This is a genomic window from Richelia sinica FACHB-800 (genome assembly GCF_014698825.1).
In the GTDB taxonomy this organism is placed as follows: Bacteria; Cyanobacteriota; Cyanobacteriia; order Cyanobacteriales; family Nostocaceae; genus FACHB-800.
The window spans coordinates 25,030-49,865 of record NZ_JACJTT010000017.1 but is presented as its reverse complement, the minus strand read 5'-3'; the positions used below and the strand labels follow the sequence as shown (position 1 = coordinate 49,865).

The window sequence follows — 24,836 nt, the reverse complement described above, 5'->3', positions numbered from 1 at the left end:
AAAGCAGGAAATCGGGTAAAATTACCGATAAAATTAGTTTGTCAATTTACACTTCCATAGCTTTTTTAACTAGCCGCACCCTTGATCAGCAATGAATTTTGACTCTGAAAGAGACAACAAAGGTAATATTCTTCTAGTAGATGACATACCAGAAAATCTACAATTACTGAGCGATTTACTCCTCAAACTTGGCTACACTGTTCGTAGTGTAACCAGTGGACGAATGGCACTAAAAACTATTAAGGTTAAGCGTCCAGATGTCATCCTCTTAGATATCAAAATGCCGGAAATGGATGGCTATCAAGTTTGCAGGGCCATCAAAGCAGATGAAGATTTACGTCATATTCCAGTGATTTTTATCAGTGCTTTAGATGATGTTTTTGATAAGGTAGCAGCTTTTGAATCAGGTGGTATCGACTACATTACAAAACCCTTTCAAATTGAAGAAGTGGTTGTTCGTTTAGAAAATCAGTTAACAATTCAACGTCAGCAGCAACTACTAGAAAAAGAAATTAACCATCGCAGACAAACAGAAGAGGTTCTGTATCAATCTCGTGCCTTACTAGCGAGTGTTTTAAATAGTTCCTTAGATGGAATTGCGGCAATGCAGGCTGTTCGTGACCCACGAACAGGGGATATTGAAGATTTTCGTTGCTTAGTTGTTAATCCTGTGATTGCCAAAGTCTTTGAACGTAATCGCGAAGATTTGATTGGTAAATTAATTTTAAAAAAATTTTTGAGCAATTTGGAGCCTGGATTATTTGATCAATTTGTGCAAATTGTGGAAACTGGTGAACCCCTGGAGAGGGATTTTGAGTATCCATCAGGCATGTCCTATTGGTATCACTTTGTAGCTGTTAAATTGGGTGATGGTTTTTCTATTACGATTAGAGATATTACTGCGCGTAAACAAATAGAATTAGCACTACAAGAAGCCAACAAAAGATTAGAAGAACTAGCCAATTTAGATGGTTTAACGCAAATTCCTAATCGGCGTTGTTTTAATAATATCTTACAAAGTGAATGGAAACGTTTAGCACGAGAACAACAACCAATAGCTCTCATTTTATTTGATATTGATGCCTTTAAACCTTACAACGATTACTATGGCCATTTGAGTGGTGATGATTGTCTTGTAAGTATAGCTCAGACAGCGCAAAAATCGGTTTTTCGTCCTGCTGATTTGGTTGCGCGTTATGGGGGAGAAGAATTTGTAGTGCTGTTACCTAATACAGATTTAGCGGGGGCAATTAAGGTCGCAGCGAACATTCAAACAGCAATTCATAATTTAGCGATTCCCCATGCAGCATGTGATGTGAAGAATATAGTTACGGTCAGTTTAGGTATTGCTTGCATGATACCTAACTTGGATATTAAACCAGATACCATTGTTTCCTATGCAGATAGAGCATTATACAATGCCAAACAACAAGGACGCGATCGCTATGCCTGTCATAGTTAAGCTCATTTAAGTTTGAGTCAAGGATGTTTTTGAATTTACTCAACGAGATCATAGTCTGTCTAGGCTAGGAAAGAATCAGGGTTTCTAAGTTGAAGCTATAGATTCAGCTGCCTATTCGAGGCTGAATTGATCATGCTGACGGGAATCCTAAACTCAAATGCGAATTTACACTACGACTGCGAAATGAGAGCTAATAGAGTTTTAGGGATTGTTCGTACATGTTTTACTCATCTGCACTGTAATTACCGTAGCTTATAATACAATTTTTTTAAGTGATTATGCAGCTTAAGACTTACTTGAAAAACCAGAAAATTTACTGTTATTTTTATAACTAACCTTTTGTAGTGTGAATACAGTCAAGAAAAACGGAATTTTGTAGCCGTTGAAGAAAAAACACTTTAAGGCAGTGCATTGAAGACATTCGGAATGAATTTGCAGTTAACACTAGTATTAATTTGTATATAATCTGACAGATTTGTTACATATGTTGTCAATGTCAAGGTAGAAATTCAATTCGTAATCCAGACTATCACTCACAAAAATTACACTTCAATACATTCGGAGGCATTTACTATGGTACGTCGTTTTAATATAGGTTCTGCACTACTCGTTGCTGGTTCATTGTTTGCATCTGTCGCTACTCCCATGGCTGCAATGGCTAGTACAGCAAGTAGTAACCTTTCAGTTTCAGCTTCAGTTTCACCTAGCTGTACAATTTCTACTTCCGCTCTATCCTTTGGCAGTTATGACCCAGTAAGTGCTAATACCAGCCTTGCTTTAAATGGTACTGGCAGCGTCACAACAACTTGTACTAATGGTGCTTCTGCAACCATTATCTTGGATCAAGGTAGCAATCCTAGTGGAGGCTCTAGTAATGCTGCACCTTTACGTATGATGAGTAATGGTAGTGGAAACAACTTGTCCTATGCTCTGTATCAAGATTCAGCACGGACAACTACTTGGGGAAATACAGCAGGAACAGGTCTAGGAGTTATTGGTTCCGGTACATCTCAAACTAACACTATTTACGGTTCTATCGCTGGTGGACAAAATGTTCCCGTAGGTAATTATAGTGATACAGTTGTGGCTACTATCAGTTTCTAACCAAAAGTTTTTCTAGTGCTGGTAAGAACAGTATTGGGTCAACTGTTTCTTAACTTTAGCACTAAATCTTCTCATTTATAAGAATCAATTGTTGATGTTGGGTGGAATAATCCGCCCACATTTTCAATTCAGAGATTAATTAGTAAAAATCAAATTATCTCCAAACTGCTGTATGTATTTTTATCATCATAAAAGAGCTAGTTTAGTAGTTTTGGCTTTACTCACTGGAATAGGAATAATTCCAGGAAAACAAGCTTGGTCCAGCAATTTTCAAGTAAGTCCTGTAAAAGTTTCTTTATCTAGTCAAGTTTCTAATCAAGTTCTCACTCTACGGAATACTAGTGATGAAACTTTACGCTTTCAAATAAAGACTTATGCTTGGAGTCAAGATAATCAAGGTGAAATGCAACTCACTCCTACAGAAGAAATAGTTGCGTTTCCGGGATTACTTTCCTTAAATCCTGGAGAAGAACGCCGTATACGTGTGGGAACTTTAACTCCCGTAAGTACAGTGGAAAAAACTTACCGTATTTTTGTGGAAGAACTTCCCCCACTAAAAACACCTAATCAAAGCAATCCAGGAATTAAAATTTTAACCAAAATGGGACTTCCCATATTCTTACAACCAAATCAACAAGTTGTAAATGGTAAAATCGACAATATAAATATTAATAAAAACCGCTTAGTTTTTAATGTAAAAAATACTGGTAACACTCATTTTATTGCTCAAATAATTAGAGTTAAAGGCACAGACATAACAGGTAAAACAGTATTTAATAAAGAACGAAATGGTTGGTATATTCTCAATGGTATATCCCAGCCTTATGAACTCAATATTTCTCAACCGGAGTGTAGCAAAACGCAAACTTTATTGATAGAGGTCAAAACAGAACAAAAAGTTTTAACAGAAAAGCTCGAAATGCCTACAGGAGCTTGTAAAAATCCAAAATAATTTTCTATGCAGTATTTTTAAAAATGGGATCAATATTTCTTAAGGGACCACGCCTATTAAATTTGTTGTTCTGGGTATTTTTTTTTGGATCTAGTTTGATTACCTGCCCTGCATGGGCAGTACAAGAGCAAAAGGCAATCCTAGAACTAACACTCAATAATATTTCCCAAGGGGAAGTTTTTGTTATTTTGCGTGACAAGGATGTTCTAATTCGTCGTTTGGATTTGGAAAAAGCAGGATTACAAAATTTTGCTGGTGTTCAAGAAACCATTAATAATGAAATTTATGTTTCTCTTGGCTCTCTAAATTCTAGTATTACCTACGAGTTTGACGAAAAGTCTTTAAGTTTGCGGATCACTGCCCAAACTCAATTACTAGGAACTACTTCACTTAACTTAGGCAATACTTCACCGAAAAATATAGTTTACACTCAAGATACCAGTGCTTTTCTCAACTATGCTTTCAATATACCTTTAGATGAAGCAAAGTTAAATGATTATACATTTTTTGGAGAGTCTGGTCTAAGCCTTAATGGTAATTTATTATATAGTAATTTTTCTCGGAAAGCAGACGGTAATATTGTCAGAGGATTAACTAATTTTACTATAAATAATCCTAAAAATTTGACTCGATGGGTAGTTGGTGACTCTTTTGCTAACTCTGGTAATTTAGGAGGATCACTATTTTTAGGAGGTGTGAGTTTATCCAAAGAATTCAACCTCAATCCTTATTTTACTCGTCAACCAACATTTGGATTATCTGGTGCTGTTATTACGCCTTCTACTGTAGAAGTATTAGTCAATGGACAAAGGGTTAGCCAAAGAGATGTACCCCCTGGTAAGTTTGAATTAAATAATCTGGTGCTACCAGTAGGTAATGGTTCAACCAAAGTAGTGATTCGTGATGCTTTTGGTAAAGAACAAGTAATTAATTCACCATTTTATTTTTCTACAGGATTACTCAAACCAGGATTATCTGACTATAGTTTTAATCTCGGTTTCCGCAGAGATAATTTAGATACTGATAGCTTTAATTACGGTTCCTCTGTTTTTTTGGGTCGATATACTCAAGGTATAACTGATTCTCTAACAATTGGGGGGCGTTTGGAAACGTCTTCTGATTTAATCAGTGGTGGTACTACTTTAACCACTGCATTGCCTTTTGGTGCTGTTGAATTATCTTTAGCTGCTAGTAATGAATCAGGAAATACGGGTACAGCCGCATCCTTAGCCTATAGCTATTCTAGTAGAAGTGTAGGGTTTGGAGGTGCTGTACGTCTATTCAGCGATCAATATGCAAATTTGAGTCTCAAAGCGGCAGATGATAGACCAAACTTAGAGTACAATGGTTTTGTTTCTTCAAATTTAGCACGGGGTCTGAGTGTAGGTTTACAATATGCTGCTGCTGACTCACGTGATCGAGGACACAGCGATCGCCTTTCTCTCTACAGCACAATTCAATTGAGCGATCGCGCCAACATATCTATTAATCTTAGCCGTAGCTCTCAAGATTTACAATCTACCAACAACGAAATATTTATTGGATTTAATTATTATCTCGGTGACACCAGTGCTAGTTTAAGTGAACAAATTAATGAGCAAAAGGCAACCACTACCCTATCTCTGCAAAAATCTGCTCCTGTTGGGGAGGGTTTTGGCTACCGTCTTCAGTTAACCCCCAGCGAAGCAGAAGTTCCAGCTAATGCACGTTTCACCTATCGAGCACCTTTTGGTATATATGAATTAAACTATGATCGCAACAACAATGGAGGAGAAGCCACTACACTAAACGCATCAGGGAGTGTTGTAGCCATTGGCAAAAATATTTTCTTTACCCGTCCCATCACACAAAGTTTTGCTCTGTTGCAAGTTCCTGGAGTGGCAGGAGTACGTGGTTATGTTAGTAATCAGGAAATGGGAAGGACTGACCGGAACGGGAATTTGTTAATACCACACTTACTCCCATACTATGGCAATAATATCAAAATGCAGGATGAAGATATTCCTCTCAATTACAAGATTGGTGCTAATGATAAAGTCATTGCTCCTCCTTTAAGAGGAGGGGCGATAGTGCGGTTTTCTGTTCAACGTATTCAGAGTTTTATTGGTACTATTGCTATAGAATCATCAGGAAAAACAGAAATTCCAGCTTATGGTCAATTAACTGTTAATGTAAACGATAAACCAATAATCTCTCCTATTGGTAGTGAAGGCAATTTTTATTTAGAAGATAATATTGCTCCTGGAAGCTACACAGCTAAAGTGGAATATGCACAAGGTACTTGCGATTTTACAGTAAATATTCCTCAATCTGAACAACTATTAGTGAATTTAGGGCGATTAAAATGCATATTCCCGCAAAAATAAGAGGCAGATTATGAACGGGCAAAAATTATTATTAATATCAGGAACAATAATTACTAGCAATTTATTGATTAGTCCAGCTTTATGTCAATGTTCTGTTAGTTCTACTAGCGTTATTTTTGGTAATTATGATGTTTTTAGCAATACCCCTACTACTTCTACTGGTTCCATAACTTATGATTGTTCCGCCGCCAGTCCCACACCTACTTTAATCACGATAGACCTCAGTCCAGGTAATTCTGCTGCTTATAATGCACGTGAATTACGCAGTATAAATGATGTAATTAATTATAATTTATATTTAGATGCGGGTGGACAATTTATTTGGGGAAATGGAACTAATAGTCAACACTATACAAGTTCTAACCTCTCTGCCACTGTCACGATTTATGGCATTATTCCTGCTAGACAAAATGTCAAAGTTGGAAATTATACAGACTCAATTACTGCTACAATAAATTTTTAAGTAGGGCTGGCTGAAGAAAAGCAAAAGCTAGATAAATCAAAAGTTTCAGAGTCAGAAAAGAGGAACAAAGTGGAAGGAAAATTCAAGTTCTCATCTGCTTCCCAAAATACAGGGTAGGCAAAATTGCCCACCCCATATTACTTGTCCTCTCTGTGCCTCTGCGTCTCTGCGTGAGCTTAATTCAAACTAAGCACCTTCCCGCAACTTATCCAAAACACTGCGGTCTTCTAAGGTGGAAGTATCACCAGAAACCTCTTGTCCAGCAGCTAGATTCCGCAACAACCGACGCATGATTTTACCAGAACGGGTTTTTGGCAATGCATCAGTAAACCTGATTTCACCAGGTCGAGCGATCGCCCCAATTTCTTGAACAACGTGTTTCTTCAGTTCCTTACTCAACTCTTCACTAGGTTGATAAGTTCCTTCTAAGGTCACAAAGGCCACAACTTCTTCACCCTTCAACTCATCGGGTTTACCCACCACCGCAGCTTCTGCAACCGCAGGATGGGATACTAGGGCAGATTCTACTTCCATTGTGCCTAAACGGTGTCCAGAGACGTTTAACACATCATCCACACGTCCCATGACCCAGAAGTAGCCATCTTCATCCTTTCTCGCACCATCACCAGCAAAATAAGTATATTGGCCATCTTTAGGGGGTATATGTTCCCAATAGGTGCGACGGAAACGGTCTGGATCACCATAAACTGTCCGCATCATCCCCGGCCAAGGATAGCGTACTGCTAAATAACCACCTTCGTTGTCAGGGACAGAGTTACCATCTAAATCAACGATATCTGCAATAATACCTGGGAACGGCAAAGTTGCGGAACCTGGTTTAGTGGGAATGGCACCAGGTAGAGGTGTAATCATAATCCCACCTGTTTCTGTTTGCCACCAGGTATCGACAATAGGACAACGTTCACCACCGATGACCTTGTAATACCACATCCAAGCTTCGGGGTTGATGGGTTCTCCCACGGTTCCCAATAATCGCAAGGAAGAAAGATTCCGCGCTTTGGGATGATGTTCACCCATTTTAATAAAGGCGCGGATGGCTGTGGGTGCAGTATAAAAAATGTTAACGCCGTATTTTTCAATTACATCCCAAAAACAGCCAGGATTAGATGCACGGGGGGCACCTTCGTACATCAGGGTAGTTGCACCGTTGGAAAGGGGGCCATAGACGATATAGCTGTGTCCTGTAATCCAACCAACATCAGCAGTACACCAATATACATCAGTATCTTGTAAATCAAAGATCCATTTGGTGGTCATGTGGCTGTATAGGTTATAACCACCGGTGGTGTGGACAACTCCCTTCGGTTTACCTGTACTACCGGAGGTGTAGAGAATAAACAGCATATCTTCGCTGTCCATTGGTTCCGCAGGACAATCAGCAGAAACGCCTTTTTGTAAATCATGCCACCAATGGTCTCGTCCCGGTTCCATGTGGATTTTTTGACCAGTGCGTTGTACTACCAACACATCTGTGACACTGGGAACAGTACCATCAGCTAAAGCTTTGTCTACTTGCTCTTTCAAGGGAACGATCGCATCTTTCCGCCATCCCCCATCAGCTGTAACTACTAGTTTAGCTTCGGCATCAATCAAGCGATCGCGCAAAGCTTCCGCACTAAATCCCCCAAACACAACGCTATGGGGTGCGCCTATTCTCGCACAGGCTAACATAGCAATGGCAGCTTCCGGTATCATGGGCATATAAATACCCACGCGATCGCCTTTTTTTACCCCTAGCTGTTTTAAGACATTGGCAAATTGACAAACTTCTCGATGTAATTGAGCATAGGTGAGGGTGCGGGAATCACCTGGTTCTCCCTCCCAAATTAATGCCGCCTTATTTTTACGCCAAGTAGTCAGATGTCTGTCAAGACAGTTGTAAGAAATATTGATTTTGCCATTGACAAACCATTTGACAAAAGGTGGTTGCCAATCTAGGACTTTGTCCCATTTTGCAAACCAATGTAACTCACTTTCCGCCAATTCTGCCCAGAACTGCTGCGGATCAGCCTTAGCTCGATCATAAATACTCTGGTAATCTTCCAAGCTTTTAATTACAGCTTTTTGCGAAAATTCACTAGCAGGAGGAAATAACCGCTTTTCTTGTAGGATGGATTCTATAGTCGGTTGAGACATGGTAATGTGGCAAAAAATAATATCGTCACTGAAAACTATTTTTAACAAAGTTTTGATGCATCGCGTTTAGATTTTCATTAAGTTGTGAGACAAATAAAAATATGTAAAGATAATTTACTAAATATTGTATTTTGCCTGGTAGTTAATACCTAATTTGCTGGTAGTGATGTTAAAATCATAAAAAAAAGTTTTTGAAACTTTATTTGTTACTTTATTTAGGTATCAATTTTTAACAAATGTGTTAGCGTCTAAAGATAGGGTAGAGTTTGCAAGCGAAAGAAATCAAGGATAAGCTAAAGTCACTGATCGAGCAATCCTCCTCGATTGATCCGACCTTAGCCAGAAGATTAGAGGAAATTAACCGTTGGGTTAAACACATTAAACTCGGTTGCCTCAATGCCAAACCAATGGTTCTAGCTTTTTTGTTAGAGGTAATTACGGATTCTACTGTGTGGCTAGCAATTAAATCTTTACCTTCAGCGGCAGAACAAAATTCACATTTTGCAAAAATGACACCTATAGAAAGGTACTGGTATGGTTGTCTCTTTCCTCGGTGGATAAATTCTACAGATGCCAAATTTTATATTTGGAAGAAAAAAATGATGGCAGGCCAATTTAATCAGTTCGATAATGATATCATTAGATGTATAGCTCAGGATATTGTTAAACGTGAAGGGAACTTTTGGCAGCGATATATAGCCGACCTTTCTATGGCTACAGATTTAATCGTGAGTAGTCATAAAAACCAACCTCTGTGCGTCCAGTTTACGACTGTTTCTAAAGAGTTGAATCAGCAAAAGTATCAAGATTGGCAACACACTCTGCAATTGTGGGATATAGAGCGAGGATTGTTTATCAGTTACAATCCCCTAGACGATGACCTTGTTCACCAATTAGTCAACATCTCATTGTATAACAGTGATTACTTAGGAAACAAAAAATATCTGAACTTTTCGTGCTGAATCTCAATTAATACCTGCGAAGATTCTATTTTTGAACCAACTTCATTAACTCCATCAATCTGCCATCAGCATTTATGCTTAATCAACAACAAATAAAGACCGACGAGCAAGTTACATTTGCTGAAGCGTTATCAGCCGCTCGTAGAATGCAAGAAGATTGGTTACAATTTGGTTTAAATTTTGTGCATATATATGTAGAAGATGTGGAAAGTGACTGGCTAGAAACTTGGGGTGATGATGAAGTGCTAGTTAATCCACTGTTAGATAAAATCAAAGATTTTTTAGTTAGCGATCATGATGTAGCTGTAACTTTGAGAAACAATTTAGGAGAGCATTCACTGTTTGATTTAGCCGTCAATTTAGAAGAATGTTTGCGGATAGCACCAGCAGATAACAGAATATCTGCCGTGGAAAATTTATTCAACCACAGTGGCTGTTTGAATGATATCAATACACAAGAGTTAGCTAGCAAGTTAATTGAAGATTTGTTGTAATGCCAATGACCGAATATTATGTTGGGCAGAATTTAATACAACCCAATTTATCTATGTCTCCTCTGCTTGTTTGAATTGGCATCATTGATCAGAACATTCAATACATATCTATTATTTTTTGTCAATGAGTAATTCCTGGAAGCGGGCTTGATAGACTGACACATATGTAGTGAAATCTTCACAGATTGATGTATTGAACAGTCGCAGGAACTTAACAGTTTTCAAAATTCCAGAAGCAAGTGTTAAGCTGGGATAAGGTAGCAATTTATTGCGCTTTATATAATAAAAATAGCTGTTACTGTTATTTTTAAATTTTCCCAGCTTGAGAAATCGGAATGCTAGACCGGATTTTTGATTATCTAAACTTTCATTTCAGTATTGAAGCCCCTATAGTCCTGCTGATATTAATATTTTTAGAGGCGGTACTATCTGCTGATAATGCGATCGCCCTAGCGGCTATTGCCCAAGGATTGGAAGATAAAAATCTAGAACAGAAAGCACTGAACTTCGGGTTGGTGGTGGCTTATGTGCTGCGAATCAGCTTGATTTTAACGGCAACTTGGGTACAAAAATACTGGCAATTTGAATTGTTGGGTGCAGCTTACCTGTTGTGGTTAGTCTTTCAACACTTTACTTCCGAAGAAGACTCAGAAAACCACCATCATGGGCCCCGGTTCCAATCACTATGGCAAGTGATTCCAGTTATTGCCTTGACAGATTTAGCGTTTTCTTTAGATAGCGTTACCACAGCGATCGCTGTTTCTCAGGAAAAATGGTTAGTATTAACTGGTGCAACCATCGGCATTATCACACTCCGATTTATGGCAGGGCTGTTTATTCGGTGGTTAGATGAATTTGAAAACCTAGAAGACGCAGGCTATATCACTGTAGCTTTTGTGGGGTTACGTCTGTTGTTAAAGGTCGTCAACGATGCCCTAGTGCCACCAGAATGGTTAATGATTAGTGCGATCGCCATCATTTTAACCTGGGGATTCTCCAAACGTACCATCGTTGAGACAGTGGCAGAAGAACCAGAAAAAACCGAAGCGCAAAAGTAGGTAATTGCCTTAAGCACAGGCACAGGTGAGGCCACAGGATAAAGATTCTCACATCTCATGTTCTAGCTATAGCCCAGATGCTGAGGATGTCTACAGATGATGGATACTTGATCACACAAGACTCACCTGCTATATCTTACCTGTCGCCTCTCACCTGTCACCGATCAATAATTACTCTTTCAACCAAGGTGTAATTAAAGGTTGCCAGTTAACTAATTCCTCATCCTTAAACCACAGAGAAACTTCCCGTTGTGCGGTTTCTGGGGCATCAGAACCGTGAATCAAGTTACGGCCGATATTGATGCCAAAATCACCACGAATTGTACCTGGTTCTGCGTTTAGGGGGTTGGTTGCACCAATAATTTTTCTAGCAGATGCAATAACTCCATCACCTTCCCAAACCATTGCTACCACTGGGCCAGAAGTAATAAATTCTACTAAGCTGCCGAAAAATGGCCTTTCCCGGTGAACGTCATAGTGTTGTTCTGCTAATTCTTTGCTGACGTTCAAGAATTTTAAGCCTACGAGAGTAAAGCCTTTGGTTTCAAAACGGCGAATAATTTCACCCACCAACCCACGCTGTACACCATCTGGCTTGATTGCTAAAAATGTGCGTTCCAAAGCTATCTCCGAAAACTTAACAAAATTTTATGGGTCAATTGTCAATGGTATTCAGGTGTTTTGTCTAGTAGCTGGGGGATTTTCTCTGGCAGGATTTATCCAGGGTGGTAGTCAGCTGTTGTGCGGGGACTTCTTTACACCAATAATCTCTCGTTAAAAGTCTTTTCGTTTAACTTCCTCTTAACCATCAGAAATTATTTCTGGGTACATATCTATTGCCAGGCGAATGCGTTAAATTGTTAATTCGTGGGAGAAACACGGAGGTCAGGAAGAAATGGGTGTTGAGTCAACCGCAGACGAAATTATCAAACTACCGTCTAACGGGCGTAAATCGGAATTATTGAAAGGTCAGAAGCAAAAGAAACTCCTTGCACCTAGTAGTAATACAGGTGATTTGTCCCGCAGTTGGAAAATAGAAGACAGTGAAGACCTATATCGCATCGGTGGTTGGGGACAGCCCTATTTTTCCATCAATGCTGCTGGTCACGTGACAGTTTCCCCCAAAGGCGATCGCGGTGGTTCCCTAGATTTGTTTGAATTAGTTAATGCACTCAAACAGAGAAACTTAGGCTTACCGTTGTTAATTCGGTTTTCTGATATTTTAGAAGACCGCATCGAGCGGTTAAATGCTTGTTTTGCCAAAGCGATCGCTCGTTATAACTATCCTGGCGTATATCGTGGTGTTTTTCCAGTCAAGTGCAACCAACAACGCCATTTAATTGAAGATTTAGTCAGGTTTGGCAAACCCCATCAATTTGGTTTAGAGGCTGGTTCTAAGCCGGAGTTAATGATTGCCCTAGCGATATTGGATACCCCCGGTGCATTGTTAGTTTGCAATGGCTACAAAGACCGGGAATACATCGAAACAGCAATGTTAGCTCAAAAACTAGGACAAACACCGATTATCGTCCTAGAACAAATAGAAGAGGTGGATTTAGCCATTACTGCTAGCCATCAATTAGGAATTAAGCCAATTTTAGGAGTGAGGGCCAAACTCAGTACCCAAGGAATGGGACGCTGGGGAACCTCCACAGGCGATCGCGCTAAATTTGGTTTGACTATTCCTGAGATTATGGAAGCAGTAGATAAATTGCGGGAAGCCGATTTACTAGATTCTTTGCAGTTGTTACATTTCCATATCGGTTCTCAAATTTCAGCCATTAACGTCATCAAAGATGCCATCCAAGAAGCTAGCCGCATTTATGTGGAACTAGCAGGTTTAGGGGCTAACATGAAATATCTCGATGTTGGTGGTGGCTTGGGGGTAGATTACGACGGTTCCCAAACCAACTTCTACGCCTCCAAAAACTACAACATGCAAAACTATGCCAATGATATTGTGGCAGAGTTAAAAGATACCTGTGCAGAAAAGCAAATAGCCGTTCCCACATTAATTAGTGAAAGCGGTCGGGCGATCGCATCCCACCAATCAGTCCTCATCTTTGATGTTCTCAGCACCAGTGAAGTCCCCCGTCATCCCCCTGAACCACCTCAAGAGGGAGAATCCCCCATTATTAACTATCTCTGGGAAACCTACCAATCCATCAACAAAGAGAACTACCAAGAGTTTTATCACGACGCAGCCCAATTTAAAGAAGAAGCCATCAGTCGCTTTAATTTAGGCATTTTGAGACTGCGAGAACGGGCCAAAGCCGAACGTTTATACTGGGCTTGCTGTCAAAAAATTCTGGAAATCACCAGACAGGAAGAATATGTACCCGATGAACTGGAAGACCTAGAAAAAATCATGGCTTCCATCTATTACGTCAATTTGTCGGTATTTCAATCAGCACCCGATTGTTGGGCCATTGACCAACTTTTCCCCATCATGCCCATCCATCGGTTAGATGAAGAACCCACCCACCGCGCCATTCTAGCTGACCTCACCTGTGATAGCGACGGGAAAATAGACCGATTCATTGACCTGCGGGATGTGAAATCAGTTTTAGAACTCCACACCTTCCAACCAGGAGAACCTTATTACTTAGGCATGTTCCTCAATGGTGCATACCAAGAAATCATGGGTAACCTCCATAACTTATTTGGAGATACTAACGCTGTTCACATTCAACTCACACCTAAAGGCTACCAAATCGAACATGTAGTCAAAGGTGATACCATGAGCGAAGTTGTCAGCTATGTTCAGTATGACTCAGAGGACATGGTGGAAAATATTCGCCAACGCTGTGAACAGGCATTAGAAGAAAAACGCATCACTCTAGCAGAATCCCAACGTCTTCTCCAAACCTATGAACAAAGTTTACGTAAATACACTTATTTAATAAGTTAAATTCAAACTTTTTCATTGGTTTGCAAGAGATTATCTGTAAGATGATTTTTCTATGTAACTAGGACTTACACGTTGACATAAGACACCAAATATGTGTCAAGGGAAAACCATATTTTTCCTAGGGGTTTAGCAATGCTAAACCCTTACAAAATGGACGATTTACTATCAATAGAATCATTTTCCACAGTCTGAAATATCTATCATATCGTTATCTATAGCAGGTGACAGTTAACAGGTGACAGGTGACAGTGCTAGAAGCCTTTGGCTGTCTCGATTTTATTATTAGTTAATTAATGTCCTAACCGTTCTGTCCATTGCTATAAAAGACCATTTCATTTATGAAATGAATAACAAAATAGTCTGAACTCGAACTGATATTGACATTAGTTCTTGTATAAATTATGCTAGTCTTGTTTGTTACAATCTCATCAAAGCAAATTAAGTAGCGTTCCAAGTATTAAGTAACAGGTAACAATATTGTGTGTGTAGCGGCAGTGGTTACACCTAATTTGTATTAGTCAGTTTTTTGCTGAGTCTCCATGTCAATTATCCTCGTGCCTCTTTAATTGTAATTAAGGTTAGAGAAACTGAGATAAACATGACATCTGCACTCAAAATCAATTCACACCAAACATTTAATCGCGAGAAAAAGTTTTATGGCTAATATCGTAATATTTCAACCTAACAGGTACGGTGGAGGTGGAACATCCTCCAATGCCCCAAGCTGGGGAGCGCAAACTTCCACCACTTTTGAAATTTACTACGGCAACGGTGTTTTAGGGGAGAGCAACATAGGTATCAATTTCACCTTTAGGTCAAACGGATTCTTTAATTCTGGAACTATTACTTCGGTCTATTACTTTAGAACTAACGGTGAACTTAGTTCCCAAGAGACAAATGTAAATATTGATGTTGCGACAAGAAATAACCTTTTGACTGTTGGTGAGTCAACATATGACTATAATCAATATATCTATCGGGGGAATGACAGTTTTCTCGGTTCTGCTGGCGATGATAGTTTCCTCGGTTCTAAAGGCAACGACACCATTAATGGTGGGGCTGGTATTGATGTTATAAACTTCAAAGGATTTAGTGAAGGTGTAGTTGTCAATCTTTCAACAGGACAAGCAATTACTTCTTATGGTACTTCGGTGATTTCCAATGTAGAAGACATCGAGGGGTCAGCCTATCTCGATGTATTAACTGGAAACTCTGGTAATAACCAAATTCAAGGATTTGGTGGTGCTGATCTGATTAATGGTGGTACTGGATTTGATACTGCTGTCTATTTTGATGCTACCTTTGCAGTCAATGTGAATTTATCCACCGGAGTTGTGACTGGTGGTAGTGGTGGAGATTCTTTAGTTTCCATTGAACGGGTGTTAGGTTCTCGTTTTAATGACGTGCTAACCGGTTCTGCTGCTAATGAATCTTTCTTAGGGGGATCTGGTGCAGATACCATTAATGGTGGAGGTGGTACTGATACCGTTGAGTATGGTTTTGTTGGTTCAGGGGTTGTGGTCAATCTAACAACTGGACTCACCAGTGGAAGTGCAGGAAATGACGTTATTTCCAATGTTGAGAACGTCAAAGGTTCAATTTTCAATGACAATATCACTGGTAATAATGGGGCCAATACTCTCAATGGTGACAATGGAAATGATATCCTCAGAGGTGGTGGCGGCAGAGATTCCTTAAATGGTGCTGGTGGTAACGACACTTTGACAGGTGTGGGTACAGAGAATGGAGTTGGCTCCATAGACACTTTAACAGGCGGTAGTGGTTATGACCGCTTTGTTCTTAGCAGTGCAACAACTGTTTTCTACAACGATGGCAATAATTCTAGTGCAGGTTTATCTGACTATGCTTTGATCACAGACTTCAATTCTAGTCAGGATAAAATTCAATTGGAAGGCTCTGCAAGCAAATATTTTCTGCGGACATCACCTGTTTCTGGTGTAACTGGTACTGCTATTTATCTAGATACGAATATTAATGGTATTTTCAACTCCACTGATGAATTGGTGGCTATTGTGCAGGGTTCTTCAGGTCTCACCCTGGGGTCTAGTTACTTTGTTTATGTTTGAGCAATGATTATTGTTGAATTTGACAAAGAAATTCTCTCAACCTTTATTCAACTTAATTAGACTTCTCCGAGAATTAAATGTGTGTGGTTTGAAACCCTTGTAGAGACGTTATACCAATTCTCCAAAAGCAACCAACACATTGAGTAAACCTCTCCCCAACCCTCCCTGCAAGCGGGGAGGGTGCGCGATAGCGCGGGTGGGGTAATCATCTGTTGCCAACATTTTTCGATTTGGTATTAGTTCGATTTGGTATTAGATGGAACTTCTCTACTTGTTCAGAGATATAGCAATGGACAGAGTGGTTAGGACATTAACTAACACTAAAACTTGACAGCCAAAGGCTTTTAGCACTGTCACCTGTCACCTGTTACCTGTCACCTGCTATATCTATTTACCAATACAAAATCTGCTAAATATCCTATCTAAAACTGACTCTGTAACTTCCTCTCCAGTGATTTCTCCCAAAGCGTAAATTGCTCCTCGTAAATCAATTGTCCAAAAATCTAAGGGTAATTGTTGCTCAATTGTTGTTCTTACTTGTTGTAAGGCAATTTGCGCTTTGGTTAAGGCTGCTGCTTGTCTTTGATTAATAGCTAAATCTAAATCAGCCGCTTGAACTTTACCAGTTTTAACTATGGCTAAAATTGCTGTTTCTAAAGCGTCAATACCTTGATTTTGTGCGGCGGCTGTTTTGACAATTTGATTAATTTGGCTGGGATATTTGATAGCGAGAGATTGTGTCGATAAAGATGCTAAATCATCACTATTTTCTATGAGGTCAATTTTGTTTAATACCAAAATTAACGGACGGTCTTGTACTTGGGTGTAAATCTCTTGATCAGCTTCCGTCCAACCCACTGAAGCATCAATGGTGAATAATACTAAATCAGCAGCATTAGCAGCACGACGCGATCGCTCAACTCCGATTTTTTCCACTTGGTCTTCTGTGTCGCGAATTCCCGCTGTATCTAGCACTTGCACGGGAATTCCCCCCACAACTAACTGGGATTCCACTACATCACGGGTGGTTCCTGGTAGGTCTGTCACAATAGCGCGATCGCTCCTACTCCAGGCATTTAATAAACTAGATTTACCCACATTGGGACGGCCCACAATTGCCACCTTTAAGCCTGTGCGGAGTAATTCCCCTTGGTCTTTTGTGGCTAATAGTCGGTTAATTTCCCCATTAATCAACTCTATTTGGGCAATTATCCCTAATTCATCTAAAGGGGGTAAATCCTCTTCAAAATCGATTCTGGCTTCGATTTCTGCCAAAATATCTAAACACTGAGCGCGTAATTGACGGATGGGATGAGCTAATTTACCTTGTAACCCAGCTAACGCCGTTTGTGCAGCTTGGGGTGACTTTGCTCCTACCAAATCAGCAATACTTTCTGCTTGGGTTAAATCCAATCTACCATTTAAAAAAGCACGCAGAGTAAATTCACCCGGTTGGGCTAATCTTGCTCCCTGTTCTAAACACAGTTGCAATACTTGTTGAACTGCTATAATTCCTCCATGACAATGGAACTCCACCACATCTTCACGGGTGTAAGAACGGGGTGCTTGCATGATTAGTAACAAAGCTTCATCTATGAGTTGCTTTGTCTGCGGTTGGTAGATATAACCGTAGAGAATGCGGTGACTTTCCCAAACTTGACGACCAGGTGCATGAAACAAAGTTTGGGCAATAGCGATCGCTTGAGAACCAGAAACCCGCACAATACCCACACTCCCTTGTTGCGGTACAACAGCAGTAGCGATGGCAGCGATAGTTCCCGTATTAGCCAAAAGTTCGGACATGGTATCAGTTGAGGGGTTCCAAAAATGCCTAGCCCCTATCAGGAGCTACGCTGACAGTGTATCTGTCAATTAGGATAGCAACTACCAAGGTCATATTTATCTGAAGGGTAAAAACGCCCCGATTGTAGAGAGGAATAAACTGTGGAGCAGAAAATTAACTGCGCTCAAGCCTGCACCAATGGATGCGTTTTAGGCGATAAATGTCCCTACATTGAGTTTAGAGAAGCAACTTCCAAGTTCATTGCGGAAACTCCTCTAGACCAAATTCTCGCCATCGCACAGGAAAGATTAAGGAAAAAAATGATGGAACCGCCAAAATGATTTATTTCTCTAACCTCCTCATTCTATAACATCTGGAGTTAAACCAGCCTATGGAGCGATCGCTAAGGGGTTACCCCTACTTTAACTAGCGATCGCTCTCCCTTGTCGAAACTATTCATACTTCTATATTTACCCTTCCCTATTCAATCAGGTTTTCCAGTAGCATTCTTAGTAGAATGTAGAGATTATAACGAAGGCTCAATATGCGATTACTACATACAATGCTGCGGGTAGGAAACCTAGAGGAGTCCTTGAAATTCTACTGCGACTTACTAGGGATGAAATTACTCCGACGCAAAGACTATCCAGGGGGAGAATTTACCCTAGCTTTTGTCGGTTATGGCGACGAGAGCGACCATACAGTGCTAGAACTAACATATAACTGGGGCGTGGAAAAGTACGATTTAGGTACTGCCTATGGTCATATCGCCTTGGGTGTAGATGATATTTACGCCACCTGTGAGGAGATTAAAAAGTTAGGTGGGAAGGTAGTACGGGAACCTGGGCCAATGAAGCATGGTTCCACAGTCATTGCTTTTGTGGAAGATCCCGATGGCTATAAAGTCGAATTAATTCAAATTGGAACTCAAGGGACTAAAGCAGAATCCCAAGCACAATTGGTCAACCAATAATTTATCCCCAGCTACCCACAGGCGATCGCACCAGATTGTCATCCACCCCTAGAGCTAATCTAGTTTATCAACTCAGGGGATAGGCCCGTGCGATCGCCCACAAAAATTTATGGTTAACTAAAGTAATCAACCCAGATACCCACAGTTATAGATAATCAATAAGATAAAATCTAAAATTATCGATTTTCACCGCTCCCCAAATTCTCAACTAAAATTCCCAATCTCAAACCCAAAATTCTCAAAGATGCAGCCTACAGATCCAGATAAATTTACTGATACAGCCTGGGACGCAGTGATTAAATCTCAGGACGTAGTTCGAGCTTATTTACAACAACAACTAGAAGTAGAACATTTAATTATTGCTCTTTTAGAAGAATCTAACAGTTTAGCTACTAATATTCTTGCCCGTGCAGAAATTGATGTCCAACGTTTACAACAGCAACTCCAAGCTTATTGTCAACGTCAACCAAAAATTGGCAAAAGTGATCAGCTATATTTAGGACGAAATCTAGATTTAATGTTAGACCGGGCCGATGAAATTCGCGCCAAAATGAAAGAAGAAGAAATCTCGGAAGGACATATACTTTTAGCCTTTGCAGAAGATGAACGCATTGGCAGAAGAATTTTTAAAGGACTCAATGTAGATATTATTAAACTAGAATCAGCCGTTAAATCCCAACGTTCTCCCACCAAAGTCACAGAATCTAACATGGAAGGCCCCTATGAAGCTTTAAAAAGATTTGGTAGAGATTTAACAGAACAAGCTAAAGCTGGAAAATTAGACCCTGTAATTGGTCGAGATGAAGAAATTCGTCGGGTCATTCAAGTATTATCTCGACGTAGCAAAAATAACCCTGTGTTAATTGGTGAACCAGGTGTTGGTAAAACCGCCATTGCCGAAGCCTTAGCCCAGAGAATGGTGAATGGTGACGTACCTGAATCTTTAAAAAACCGCCAATTAATCTCTTTAGATATTGGCAGCTTAATTGCTGGGGCTAAATATAGAGGTGAATTTGAAGACCGTTTAAAAAACGTTCTCCGCGAAGTTACTGAATCGAATGGCCAAGTAGTTTTATTCATTGATGAACTGCATACCGTCGTTGGTGCAGGTTCCAACCAACAGGGTTCAATGGATGCGGGCAATTTGCTCAAACCAATGTTAGCCAGAGGTGAGTTGCGGTGTATTGGTGCAACCACCTTAGATGAATATCGCAAATATATTGAAAAAGATGCGGCTTTAGAACGACGTTTTCAACAGGTATTTGTTGACCAACCTACCGTAGAAAATACCATTTCCATTTTGCGTGGTTTGAAAGAACGTTATGAAGTGCATCATAATGTCAAAATTTCCGATTCTGCCCTAGTGGCTGCGGCAACTTTATCAGCCAGATACATTGCAGATAGATTTCTCCCAGATAAAGCCATTGACTTAGTAGACGAAGCCGCAGCTAAGTTAAAAATGGAAATTACCTCCAAACCGGCAGAATTAGAAGCAATTGACCGCCGTTTAATGCAGTTAGAAATGGAAAAGTTGTCTTTATCAGGAGAAGATAAAGGAACGCCCCAAACCAGAGAACGGTTAGAAAGAATAGAAGACGAAATTACTACTTTGACGGTTAAACAACAAAGATTTAATGAACAATGGCAAGGGGAAAAGCAGCTATTAGAAGATATCAGCACCCTCAAAAAAGAAGAAGATGCCCTGCGGGTGCAAATTGAACAGGCAGAACGGGATTACGACTTAAATAAGGCAGCGCAATTAAAATATGGCAAACTAGAGGGAGTGCAGCGCGATCGCGAAGCCAAGGAAACGAAACTCCTAGAATTACAAAGCCAAGGTTCCACTCTGCTGCGGGAACAAGTTACAGAAGCAGATATTGCCGAAATAGTCGCCAAATGGACAGGTATCCCCGTTAACCGTCTCCTAGAGTCAGAAAGACAAAAATTACTCAAACTCGAAAGCCATTTACACGAGAGAGTCATCGGTCAAGAAGAAGCTGTTTCCGCTGTTGCTGCTGCCATTCGTCGGGCCCGTGCGGGGATGAAAGACCCCTCTCGTCCCATCGGTTCTTTCTTATTCATGGGCCCCACTGGTGTGGGTAAAACCGAACTGGCCCGGGCCCTAGCCCAATTTCTCTTTGACTCCGATGATGCCTTAGTCAGGTTAGATATGTCCGAGTACATGGAAAAACACTCGGTTTCCCGCTTGGTGGGTGCACCTCCCGGCTACGTTGGCTATGAAGAAGGGGGTCAACTGTCCGAAGCAATTCGCCGTCATCCTTACTCAGTGGTGTTGCTAGATGAAGTGGAAAAAGCCCACCCTGATGTGTTTAATATCCTGCTGCAAGTTCTAGATGATGGACGTGTGACAGACTCCCAAGGCAGAACAGTAGATTTTCGCAATACGGTCATTGTTATGACCAGCAACATCGGTAGTGAACATATCCTCGATGTATCTGGTGATGATACCCAGTATGACACAATGCGCGATCGCGTCCTCGATGCCCTACGCAAACATTTCCGCCCCGAATTCCTCAACCGCGTGGATGATACTATTCTCTTCCATGCCCTCAGCCGTGCAGAAATGCGCCATATCATCCGTATCCAACTCAAACGAGTGGAAAATCTTCTCCGAGAGCAAAAAATCTTCTTCGAGATTACCCAAGCTGCCTGTGACCACCTTGTAGAAGCAGGATATGACCCAGTATACGGCGCACGTCCCCTCAAACGGTCTATTCAGCGCGAAGTAGAAAACCCCATCGCCACCAAGATATTAGAGAATACCTTTATTTCTGGAGACACCATTTTGATTGATAAAGGGGAAAATGGTATTACCTTCAGTAAAAAATTACCAGTAGTCACTGCTCCTGTAAAATTACTGGAAGCATCAGCAGAGGTATAATTATGTTTATAGTCAGCATCCGCTGGCTATGAACCCACAGCAATCAATAGTTTAAAAAGTTACAAATTTTCCTAACAAAACCATATATCAACAGCTTTTTCAGCTTATTCTCTGTTAACAGTGCATTTACAGTTGATTCTCCCCTTAGTAATCTCTATCCTCCACTCTTCACAAAATAGTTATAGTTTAGGTTTATTATGCAGTTAATATCCTCATTAAACCTTAAAAGTGCAGATTATTTCTCCAAACATAGATTTATCAGTTACCATCATCAGCTTCGCTTGACCTTATCACTGGGTAGCCAAGTAAAAAATGTCCTAGAAATTGGTATTTTTAATTCTCTTTTGACTGATCTTCTCAGAAGAACTAACTACAACGTCACCACTGCCGATATAGACCCTCACTTATCACCAGATATAGTTTTAGATTTGGCACAGGATTTTACATTACCAGAAAATACCTTTGATTTGATTATGTTGTTTCAAGTGCTAGAACATATGCCCTATGAACAATCAGAACAGGCTTTACAAAGACTAGCAGCAGCTACAAAAAAATACTTAATTATATCCATTCCCTACAACACTGAACATTTCTCAATCCAGTTGAAATTATCTTTTACTAACCGACCCAGGCATATATTTATCAATATACCCAAATTCTGGAGTCAAAAGCCATTATGCTCACAGCATTATTGGGAAATGGGGCTAAAAGATTATCCCAAAGAACGCATTTTAAACTCTGTTGCTAAAGCTGGTTTAAAAGTCAAACAGGAATTTATTGATCCTCTCAACCCATACCATTATTTTTTAGTATTACAAAAGAACTGAGTTATGGCTATTGATTTTACTGTCGCCATACCAACTTACAATGAAGAAAGCAGACTACCCAAGGTGATGGAGCATTTGCCAAACTCACTTTTAATAGCTATCTTTCAATTTTGACCACCTTATTTGACATTTATAAACAATCCTAAGATTGAATTTTCTTTGCTCAACTATTGTTTTTTCTATCCATTTTGTTCAGCAGATTTGGAAAAACAACGGATATTATTACCTTTACAGCTAGTTTAAGAATAAAGTTAGCACGCTCTAGTCTGGAAGATTCGTGAAATACGTACTTACAGAGAAATACGGCTCCTGCTAATCCCTTATCCTTGGTTAATGGTTTTTGTAATGCTTTGCAAGTCAAATATTTATATAAATTAGCTAAACTAACATTCAAGCTATTTTTAATAGTAGATGGTCTGAATTGATAAGCTTTAGTGATTACCTGTAAGCACGACTTTTCTTGTCGTGCAAGATTAGTAGAAACAGAATTAGCACTAAATCGGTAGAGAATTTGTACAGTAGGTACACACACAAACTCAAACTTTGCTGCTAATCTTAGCCACATATCCCAATCTTGGGCAGCATTTAGAGATTCATCAAAACCACCTAATGAGATTATTGCTTCTTTCCTAATTAAAGGATTAGATCCATTTTCTAAGAAATTATTTGTTAATAATTTTTCATAAACATCTCCATTGACATTGATATGTGTTCCAGCTAGGAGAAATTTACCATGTTCATCAATATAATCAGTCCAACTATAGGCAACAGCAGCTTGCGGATTTTCTGCCAAAGCTTGTAACTGACTGGCAAGTTTATCAGATGTCCAGATATCATCTGCATCTAAGAAACTCACAAATTCACCAATTGCATATTTTAATCCACGGTTACGGCTGACATTACCACCAGCATTCTCAAAAGAGAAGAGTTTGATTCTTGTGTCATCAATTTGGCTAATTATCTCTAATGTTCCATCTCTTGAACCGTCATTAATGATAATTAATTCAAAATCATTCCAATTTTGATTGAGAACAGAATTAATAGTACCTTTAATTGTTTTTTCGCAATTATAAGCTGGGATAATTACAGAAATTGTCGGTTTTATAGTCATATTTTATTTTGGCTTTTCCTCAGTCTTTGAAAATAAAGCTGGATAGAATAAAACGGACTCAGCATACTACCCCAGTAAAACTTTATCTCAAACATAATAATTAAATCTTGATATATTTTTTGTCTATACTCGATCATATGTTTTAATATCCGGCGCAGATTAGATAACACAGTACGAATAAAAATTATCAGCATTTGCCATTTTTTGGTATTAATTAAACGTAGTTGAAAAGTACACAAACCATAGCCGTAAGCAAGACGCATTAAATAATCTTTTTCCAATCTCCACTTAGGTATTTGGTGATAAGTGTGCATTTCAGGGTTATACCAAACTTGCCAGCCTGATTTATGAATATGTAGGAGTGCTTCATAATCATCCCCACCAGGCAATGCACCACTCAGAGTAGGTTGTTTGGGAACATGTTCACACCATACTTGTTTACGTACAACTAAAGCAGCGCCAGGAGGAAGCCTTAAATTATCAGCATCAAATATATATGGTTTATTACCATGTTCTCTAATTGCGAGAAAAGCTTGAATTTTGGCAAAATTTTCTGGTGGATTAACTTCAAAATTAGCATGAATTTGCCCTCCCCAAGCACCTGCTGTCGGATATTTAAGTCCAAATTCATAAGCAGCAAATAACCAATTAGGGTCAGGTAAATTATCATCATCTAAAAAAGCCACTAGATTACCTTTAGCTTCTCTAACTGCCCGTAATCTTGCAAAACCTACACCTTGTTGATGTTCTACATAGTAGCTGATGATTGGTTGTTCTTGGTTCTTTTCTTGGTAAACACTGACTATGTTTGATGTATTGTCAGAACTATTATTATCTATAACAATAATTTCCCATTTAAAATGTTCTATACCTGTTTGATTTAATAGATGATCTAGAACTTGTGGTAGACGTTTTTCTCCGTTGTACGTAGGAATAGCTACGGTAATATCTAAATAATCATCTGAATTATTAGTTTCCAAGGTAGTAGACATAATTAAATTTGCTTCTTGCGTCTGTTTTATGGAGAATTAATACTACTGAAACAAACTACAATTATATTGATAGCAATTCTAAAAATAGCTTTCCCCAGATTGTACCTTTATTTTCACAGGTTTTGGAAAGCCGATAGATAAATGTAACAAGCAGATGATGTAGGGAAATCCACATCAGTATTAGGGTGTAAACAAGCCTTGATAGGGGGAGCGATCGCTCCCATTATCCCCT

General features: G+C 39.6%; 19 protein-coding genes. 14 read left to right on the top strand and 5 right to left on the bottom strand.

The annotated features are described in order from the left end of the window. The first annotated feature begins 91 nt into the window (after positions 1 to 91). The 5 genes from H6G73_RS13415 to H6G73_RS13395 all read left to right on the top strand — a co-directional run bounded on the left by H6G73_RS13415 (position 92) and on the right by H6G73_RS13395 (position 6,347). Complete coding sequence (locus H6G73_RS13415; protein WP_190605202.1) at positions 92 to 1,462, top strand: diguanylate cyclase domain-containing protein; 1,371 nt, start codon at positions 92 to 94, stop codon at positions 1,460 to 1,462. A gap of 573 nt (positions 1,463 to 2,035) precedes the next feature. Next, positions 2,036 to 2,566 carry a Csu type fimbrial protein gene (locus tag H6G73_RS13410; protein ID WP_190605193.1) on the top strand — a complete coding sequence of 177 codons (531 nt, stop codon included), beginning with the start codon at positions 2,036 to 2,038 and terminating at the stop codon, positions 2,564 to 2,566. 172 nt (positions 2,567 to 2,738) lie between these two features. Continuing rightward, positions 2,739 to 3,518: a fimbrial biogenesis chaperone gene (locus tag H6G73_RS13405; protein WP_190605191.1), complete on the top strand. Its 780-nt coding sequence runs from the start codon at positions 2,739 to 2,741 to the stop codon at positions 3,516 to 3,518. Positions 3,519 to 3,613: 95 nt separating this feature from the next. Then, a complete protein-coding gene (locus H6G73_RS13400; protein WP_242034194.1) occupies positions 3,614 to 5,884 on the top strand; it encodes a fimbria/pilus outer membrane usher protein in 2,271 nt (756 codons plus the stop codon). 10 nt (positions 5,885 to 5,894) lie between these two features. Beyond that, positions 5,895 to 6,347 carry a Csu type fimbrial protein gene (locus tag H6G73_RS13395; RefSeq protein WP_190605187.1) on the top strand — a complete coding sequence of 151 codons (453 nt, stop codon included), beginning with the start codon at positions 5,895 to 5,897 and terminating at the stop codon, positions 6,345 to 6,347. 186 nt (positions 6,348 to 6,533) lie between these two features. Here the strand turns inward: H6G73_RS13395 and acs are convergent, their stop codons facing one another. After that, positions 6,534 to 8,504, bottom strand: a complete 1,971-nt coding sequence (acs, locus tag H6G73_RS13390; RefSeq protein WP_190605185.1) for an acetate--CoA ligase — start codon at positions 8,502 to 8,504, stop codon at positions 6,534 to 6,536. A 266-nt stretch (positions 8,505 to 8,770) separates the two neighbouring features. Between acs and H6G73_RS13385 the strand changes: the two genes are divergently transcribed. The 3 genes from H6G73_RS13385 (at position 8,771) to H6G73_RS13375 (ending at position 11,018) form a co-directional block, all read left to right on the top strand. Beyond that, positions 8,771 to 9,466, top strand: a complete 696-nt coding sequence (locus tag H6G73_RS13385; RefSeq protein WP_190605183.1) for a hypothetical protein — start codon at positions 8,771 to 8,773, stop codon at positions 9,464 to 9,466. Between the two features lie 74 nt (positions 9,467 to 9,540). After that, positions 9,541 to 9,960: a hypothetical protein gene (locus H6G73_RS13380; RefSeq protein WP_190605181.1), complete on the top strand. Its 420-nt coding sequence runs from the start codon at positions 9,541 to 9,543 to the stop codon at positions 9,958 to 9,960. 335 nt (positions 9,961 to 10,295) lie between these two features. After that, the gene (locus H6G73_RS13375) at positions 10,296 to 11,018 is read left to right on the top strand and encodes a TerC family protein (protein ID WP_190605180.1); all 723 of its coding nucleotides are present in this window, start codon (positions 10,296 to 10,298) and stop codon (positions 11,016 to 11,018) included. 171 nt (positions 11,019 to 11,189) lie between these two features. Here the strand turns inward: H6G73_RS13375 and ndk are convergent, their stop codons facing one another. Beyond that, complete coding sequence (ndk, locus tag H6G73_RS13370) at positions 11,190 to 11,639, bottom strand: nucleoside-diphosphate kinase (protein WP_190605178.1); 450 nt, start codon at positions 11,637 to 11,639, stop codon at positions 11,190 to 11,192. A 274-nt stretch (positions 11,640 to 11,913) separates the two neighbouring features. Here ndk and speA point away from each other — a divergent pair, with 274 nt between their 5' ends. Together speA and H6G73_RS13360 are read left to right on the top strand one after the other, a co-directional pair. After that, positions 11,914 to 13,929 carry a biosynthetic arginine decarboxylase gene (gene speA, locus H6G73_RS13365; protein ID WP_190605176.1) on the top strand — a complete coding sequence of 672 codons (2,016 nt, stop codon included), beginning with the start codon at positions 11,914 to 11,916 and terminating at the stop codon, positions 13,927 to 13,929. 656 nt (positions 13,930 to 14,585) lie between these two features. Continuing rightward, complete coding sequence (locus H6G73_RS13360) at positions 14,586 to 16,016, top strand: calcium-binding protein (RefSeq protein WP_190605174.1); 1,431 nt, start codon at positions 14,586 to 14,588, stop codon at positions 16,014 to 16,016. Between the two features lie 387 nt (positions 16,017 to 16,403). Here H6G73_RS13360 and mnmE read toward each other — a convergent pair whose 3' ends face one another. Then, on the bottom strand, positions 16,404 to 17,819 hold the full coding sequence (gene mnmE / locus H6G73_RS13355; RefSeq protein WP_190605172.1) for a tRNA uridine-5-carboxymethylaminomethyl(34) synthesis GTPase MnmE: 1,416 nt from the start codon (positions 17,817 to 17,819) through the stop codon (positions 16,404 to 16,406). A gap of 141 nt (positions 17,820 to 17,960) precedes the next feature. Here mnmE and H6G73_RS13350 point away from each other — a divergent pair, with 141 nt between their 5' ends. The 4 genes from H6G73_RS13350 (at position 17,961) to H6G73_RS13335 (ending at position 22,501) form a co-directional block, all read left to right on the top strand. Next, positions 17,961 to 18,140, top strand: a complete 180-nt coding sequence (locus H6G73_RS13350) for a hypothetical protein (RefSeq protein WP_190605170.1) — start codon at positions 17,961 to 17,963, stop codon at positions 18,138 to 18,140. Between the two features lie 203 nt (positions 18,141 to 18,343). Then, entirely contained in the window at positions 18,344 to 18,772 is a 429-nt protein-coding gene (gene gloA / locus H6G73_RS13345) for a lactoylglutathione lyase (RefSeq protein ID WP_190605168.1), read from the top strand. 244 nt (positions 18,773 to 19,016) lie between these two features. Then, complete coding sequence (clpB, locus tag H6G73_RS13340; RefSeq protein WP_190605166.1) at positions 19,017 to 21,674, top strand: ATP-dependent chaperone ClpB; 2,658 nt, start codon at positions 19,017 to 19,019, stop codon at positions 21,672 to 21,674. 281 nt (positions 21,675 to 21,955) lie between these two features. Continuing rightward, complete coding sequence (locus H6G73_RS13335) at positions 21,956 to 22,501, top strand: class I SAM-dependent methyltransferase (protein ID WP_242034193.1); 546 nt, start codon at positions 21,956 to 21,958, stop codon at positions 22,499 to 22,501. A gap of 163 nt (positions 22,502 to 22,664) precedes the next feature. Here the strand turns inward: H6G73_RS13335 and H6G73_RS13330 are convergent, their stop codons facing one another. Both H6G73_RS13330 and hpsE read right to left on the bottom strand, forming a co-directional pair. Further along, positions 22,665 to 23,612 (bottom strand): glycosyltransferase, encoded by a 948-nt coding sequence (locus H6G73_RS13330; RefSeq protein ID WP_190605162.1) that lies wholly within the window; start codon positions 23,610 to 23,612, stop codon positions 22,665 to 22,667. Beyond that, entirely contained in the window at positions 23,609 to 24,604 is a 996-nt protein-coding gene (gene hpsE, locus H6G73_RS13325; protein ID WP_190605160.1) for a hormogonium polysaccharide biosynthesis glycosyltransferase HpsE, read from the bottom strand. Before hpsE ends, H6G73_RS13330 begins: the two co-directional genes overlap by 4 nt. Positions 24,605 to 24,836: the final 232 nt, after the last annotated feature.

What these genes read in the sequence shown, in the direction of transcription:
- H6G73_RS13330 (WP_190605162.1), bottom strand. Translation starts at nt 23,612, where the DNA reads ATGACTATAAAACCGACAATTTCTGTAATTATCCCAGCTTATAATTGC.
- H6G73_RS13410 (WP_190605193.1), top strand. Translation starts at nt 2,036, where the DNA reads ATGGTACGTCGTTTTAATATAGGTTCTGCACTACTCGTTGCTGGTTCA.
- gloA (WP_190605168.1), top strand. Translation starts at nt 18,344, where the DNA reads ATGCGATTACTACATACAATGCTGCGGGTAGGAAACCTAGAGGAGTCC.
- speA (WP_190605176.1), top strand. Translation starts at nt 11,914, where the DNA reads ATGGGTGTTGAGTCAACCGCAGACGAAATTATCAAACTACCGTCTAAC.
- H6G73_RS13375 (WP_190605180.1), top strand. Translation starts at nt 10,296, where the DNA reads ATGCTAGACCGGATTTTTGATTATCTAAACTTTCATTTCAGTATTGAA.
- H6G73_RS13380 (WP_190605181.1), top strand. Translation starts at nt 9,541, where the DNA reads ATGCTTAATCAACAACAAATAAAGACCGACGAGCAAGTTACATTTGCT.
- H6G73_RS13405 (WP_190605191.1), top strand. Translation starts at nt 2,739, where the DNA reads ATGTATTTTTATCATCATAAAAGAGCTAGTTTAGTAGTTTTGGCTTTA.
- H6G73_RS13415 (WP_190605202.1), top strand. Translation starts at nt 92, where the DNA reads ATGAATTTTGACTCTGAAAGAGACAACAAAGGTAATATTCTTCTAGTA.
- hpsE (WP_190605160.1), bottom strand. Translation starts at nt 24,604, where the DNA reads ATGTCTACTACCTTGGAAACTAATAATTCAGATGATTATTTAGATATT.
- H6G73_RS13360 (WP_190605174.1), top strand. Translation starts at nt 14,586, where the DNA reads ATGGCTAATATCGTAATATTTCAACCTAACAGGTACGGTGGAGGTGGA.
- acs (WP_190605185.1), bottom strand. Translation starts at nt 8,504, where the DNA reads ATGTCTCAACCGACTATAGAATCCATCCTACAAGAAAAGCGGTTATTT.
- H6G73_RS13395 (WP_190605187.1), top strand. Translation starts at nt 5,895, where the DNA reads ATGAACGGGCAAAAATTATTATTAATATCAGGAACAATAATTACTAGC.
- clpB (WP_190605166.1), top strand. Translation starts at nt 19,017, where the DNA reads ATGCAGCCTACAGATCCAGATAAATTTACTGATACAGCCTGGGACGCA.
- mnmE (WP_190605172.1), bottom strand. Translation starts at nt 17,819, where the DNA reads ATGTCCGAACTTTTGGCTAATACGGGAACTATCGCTGCCATCGCTACT.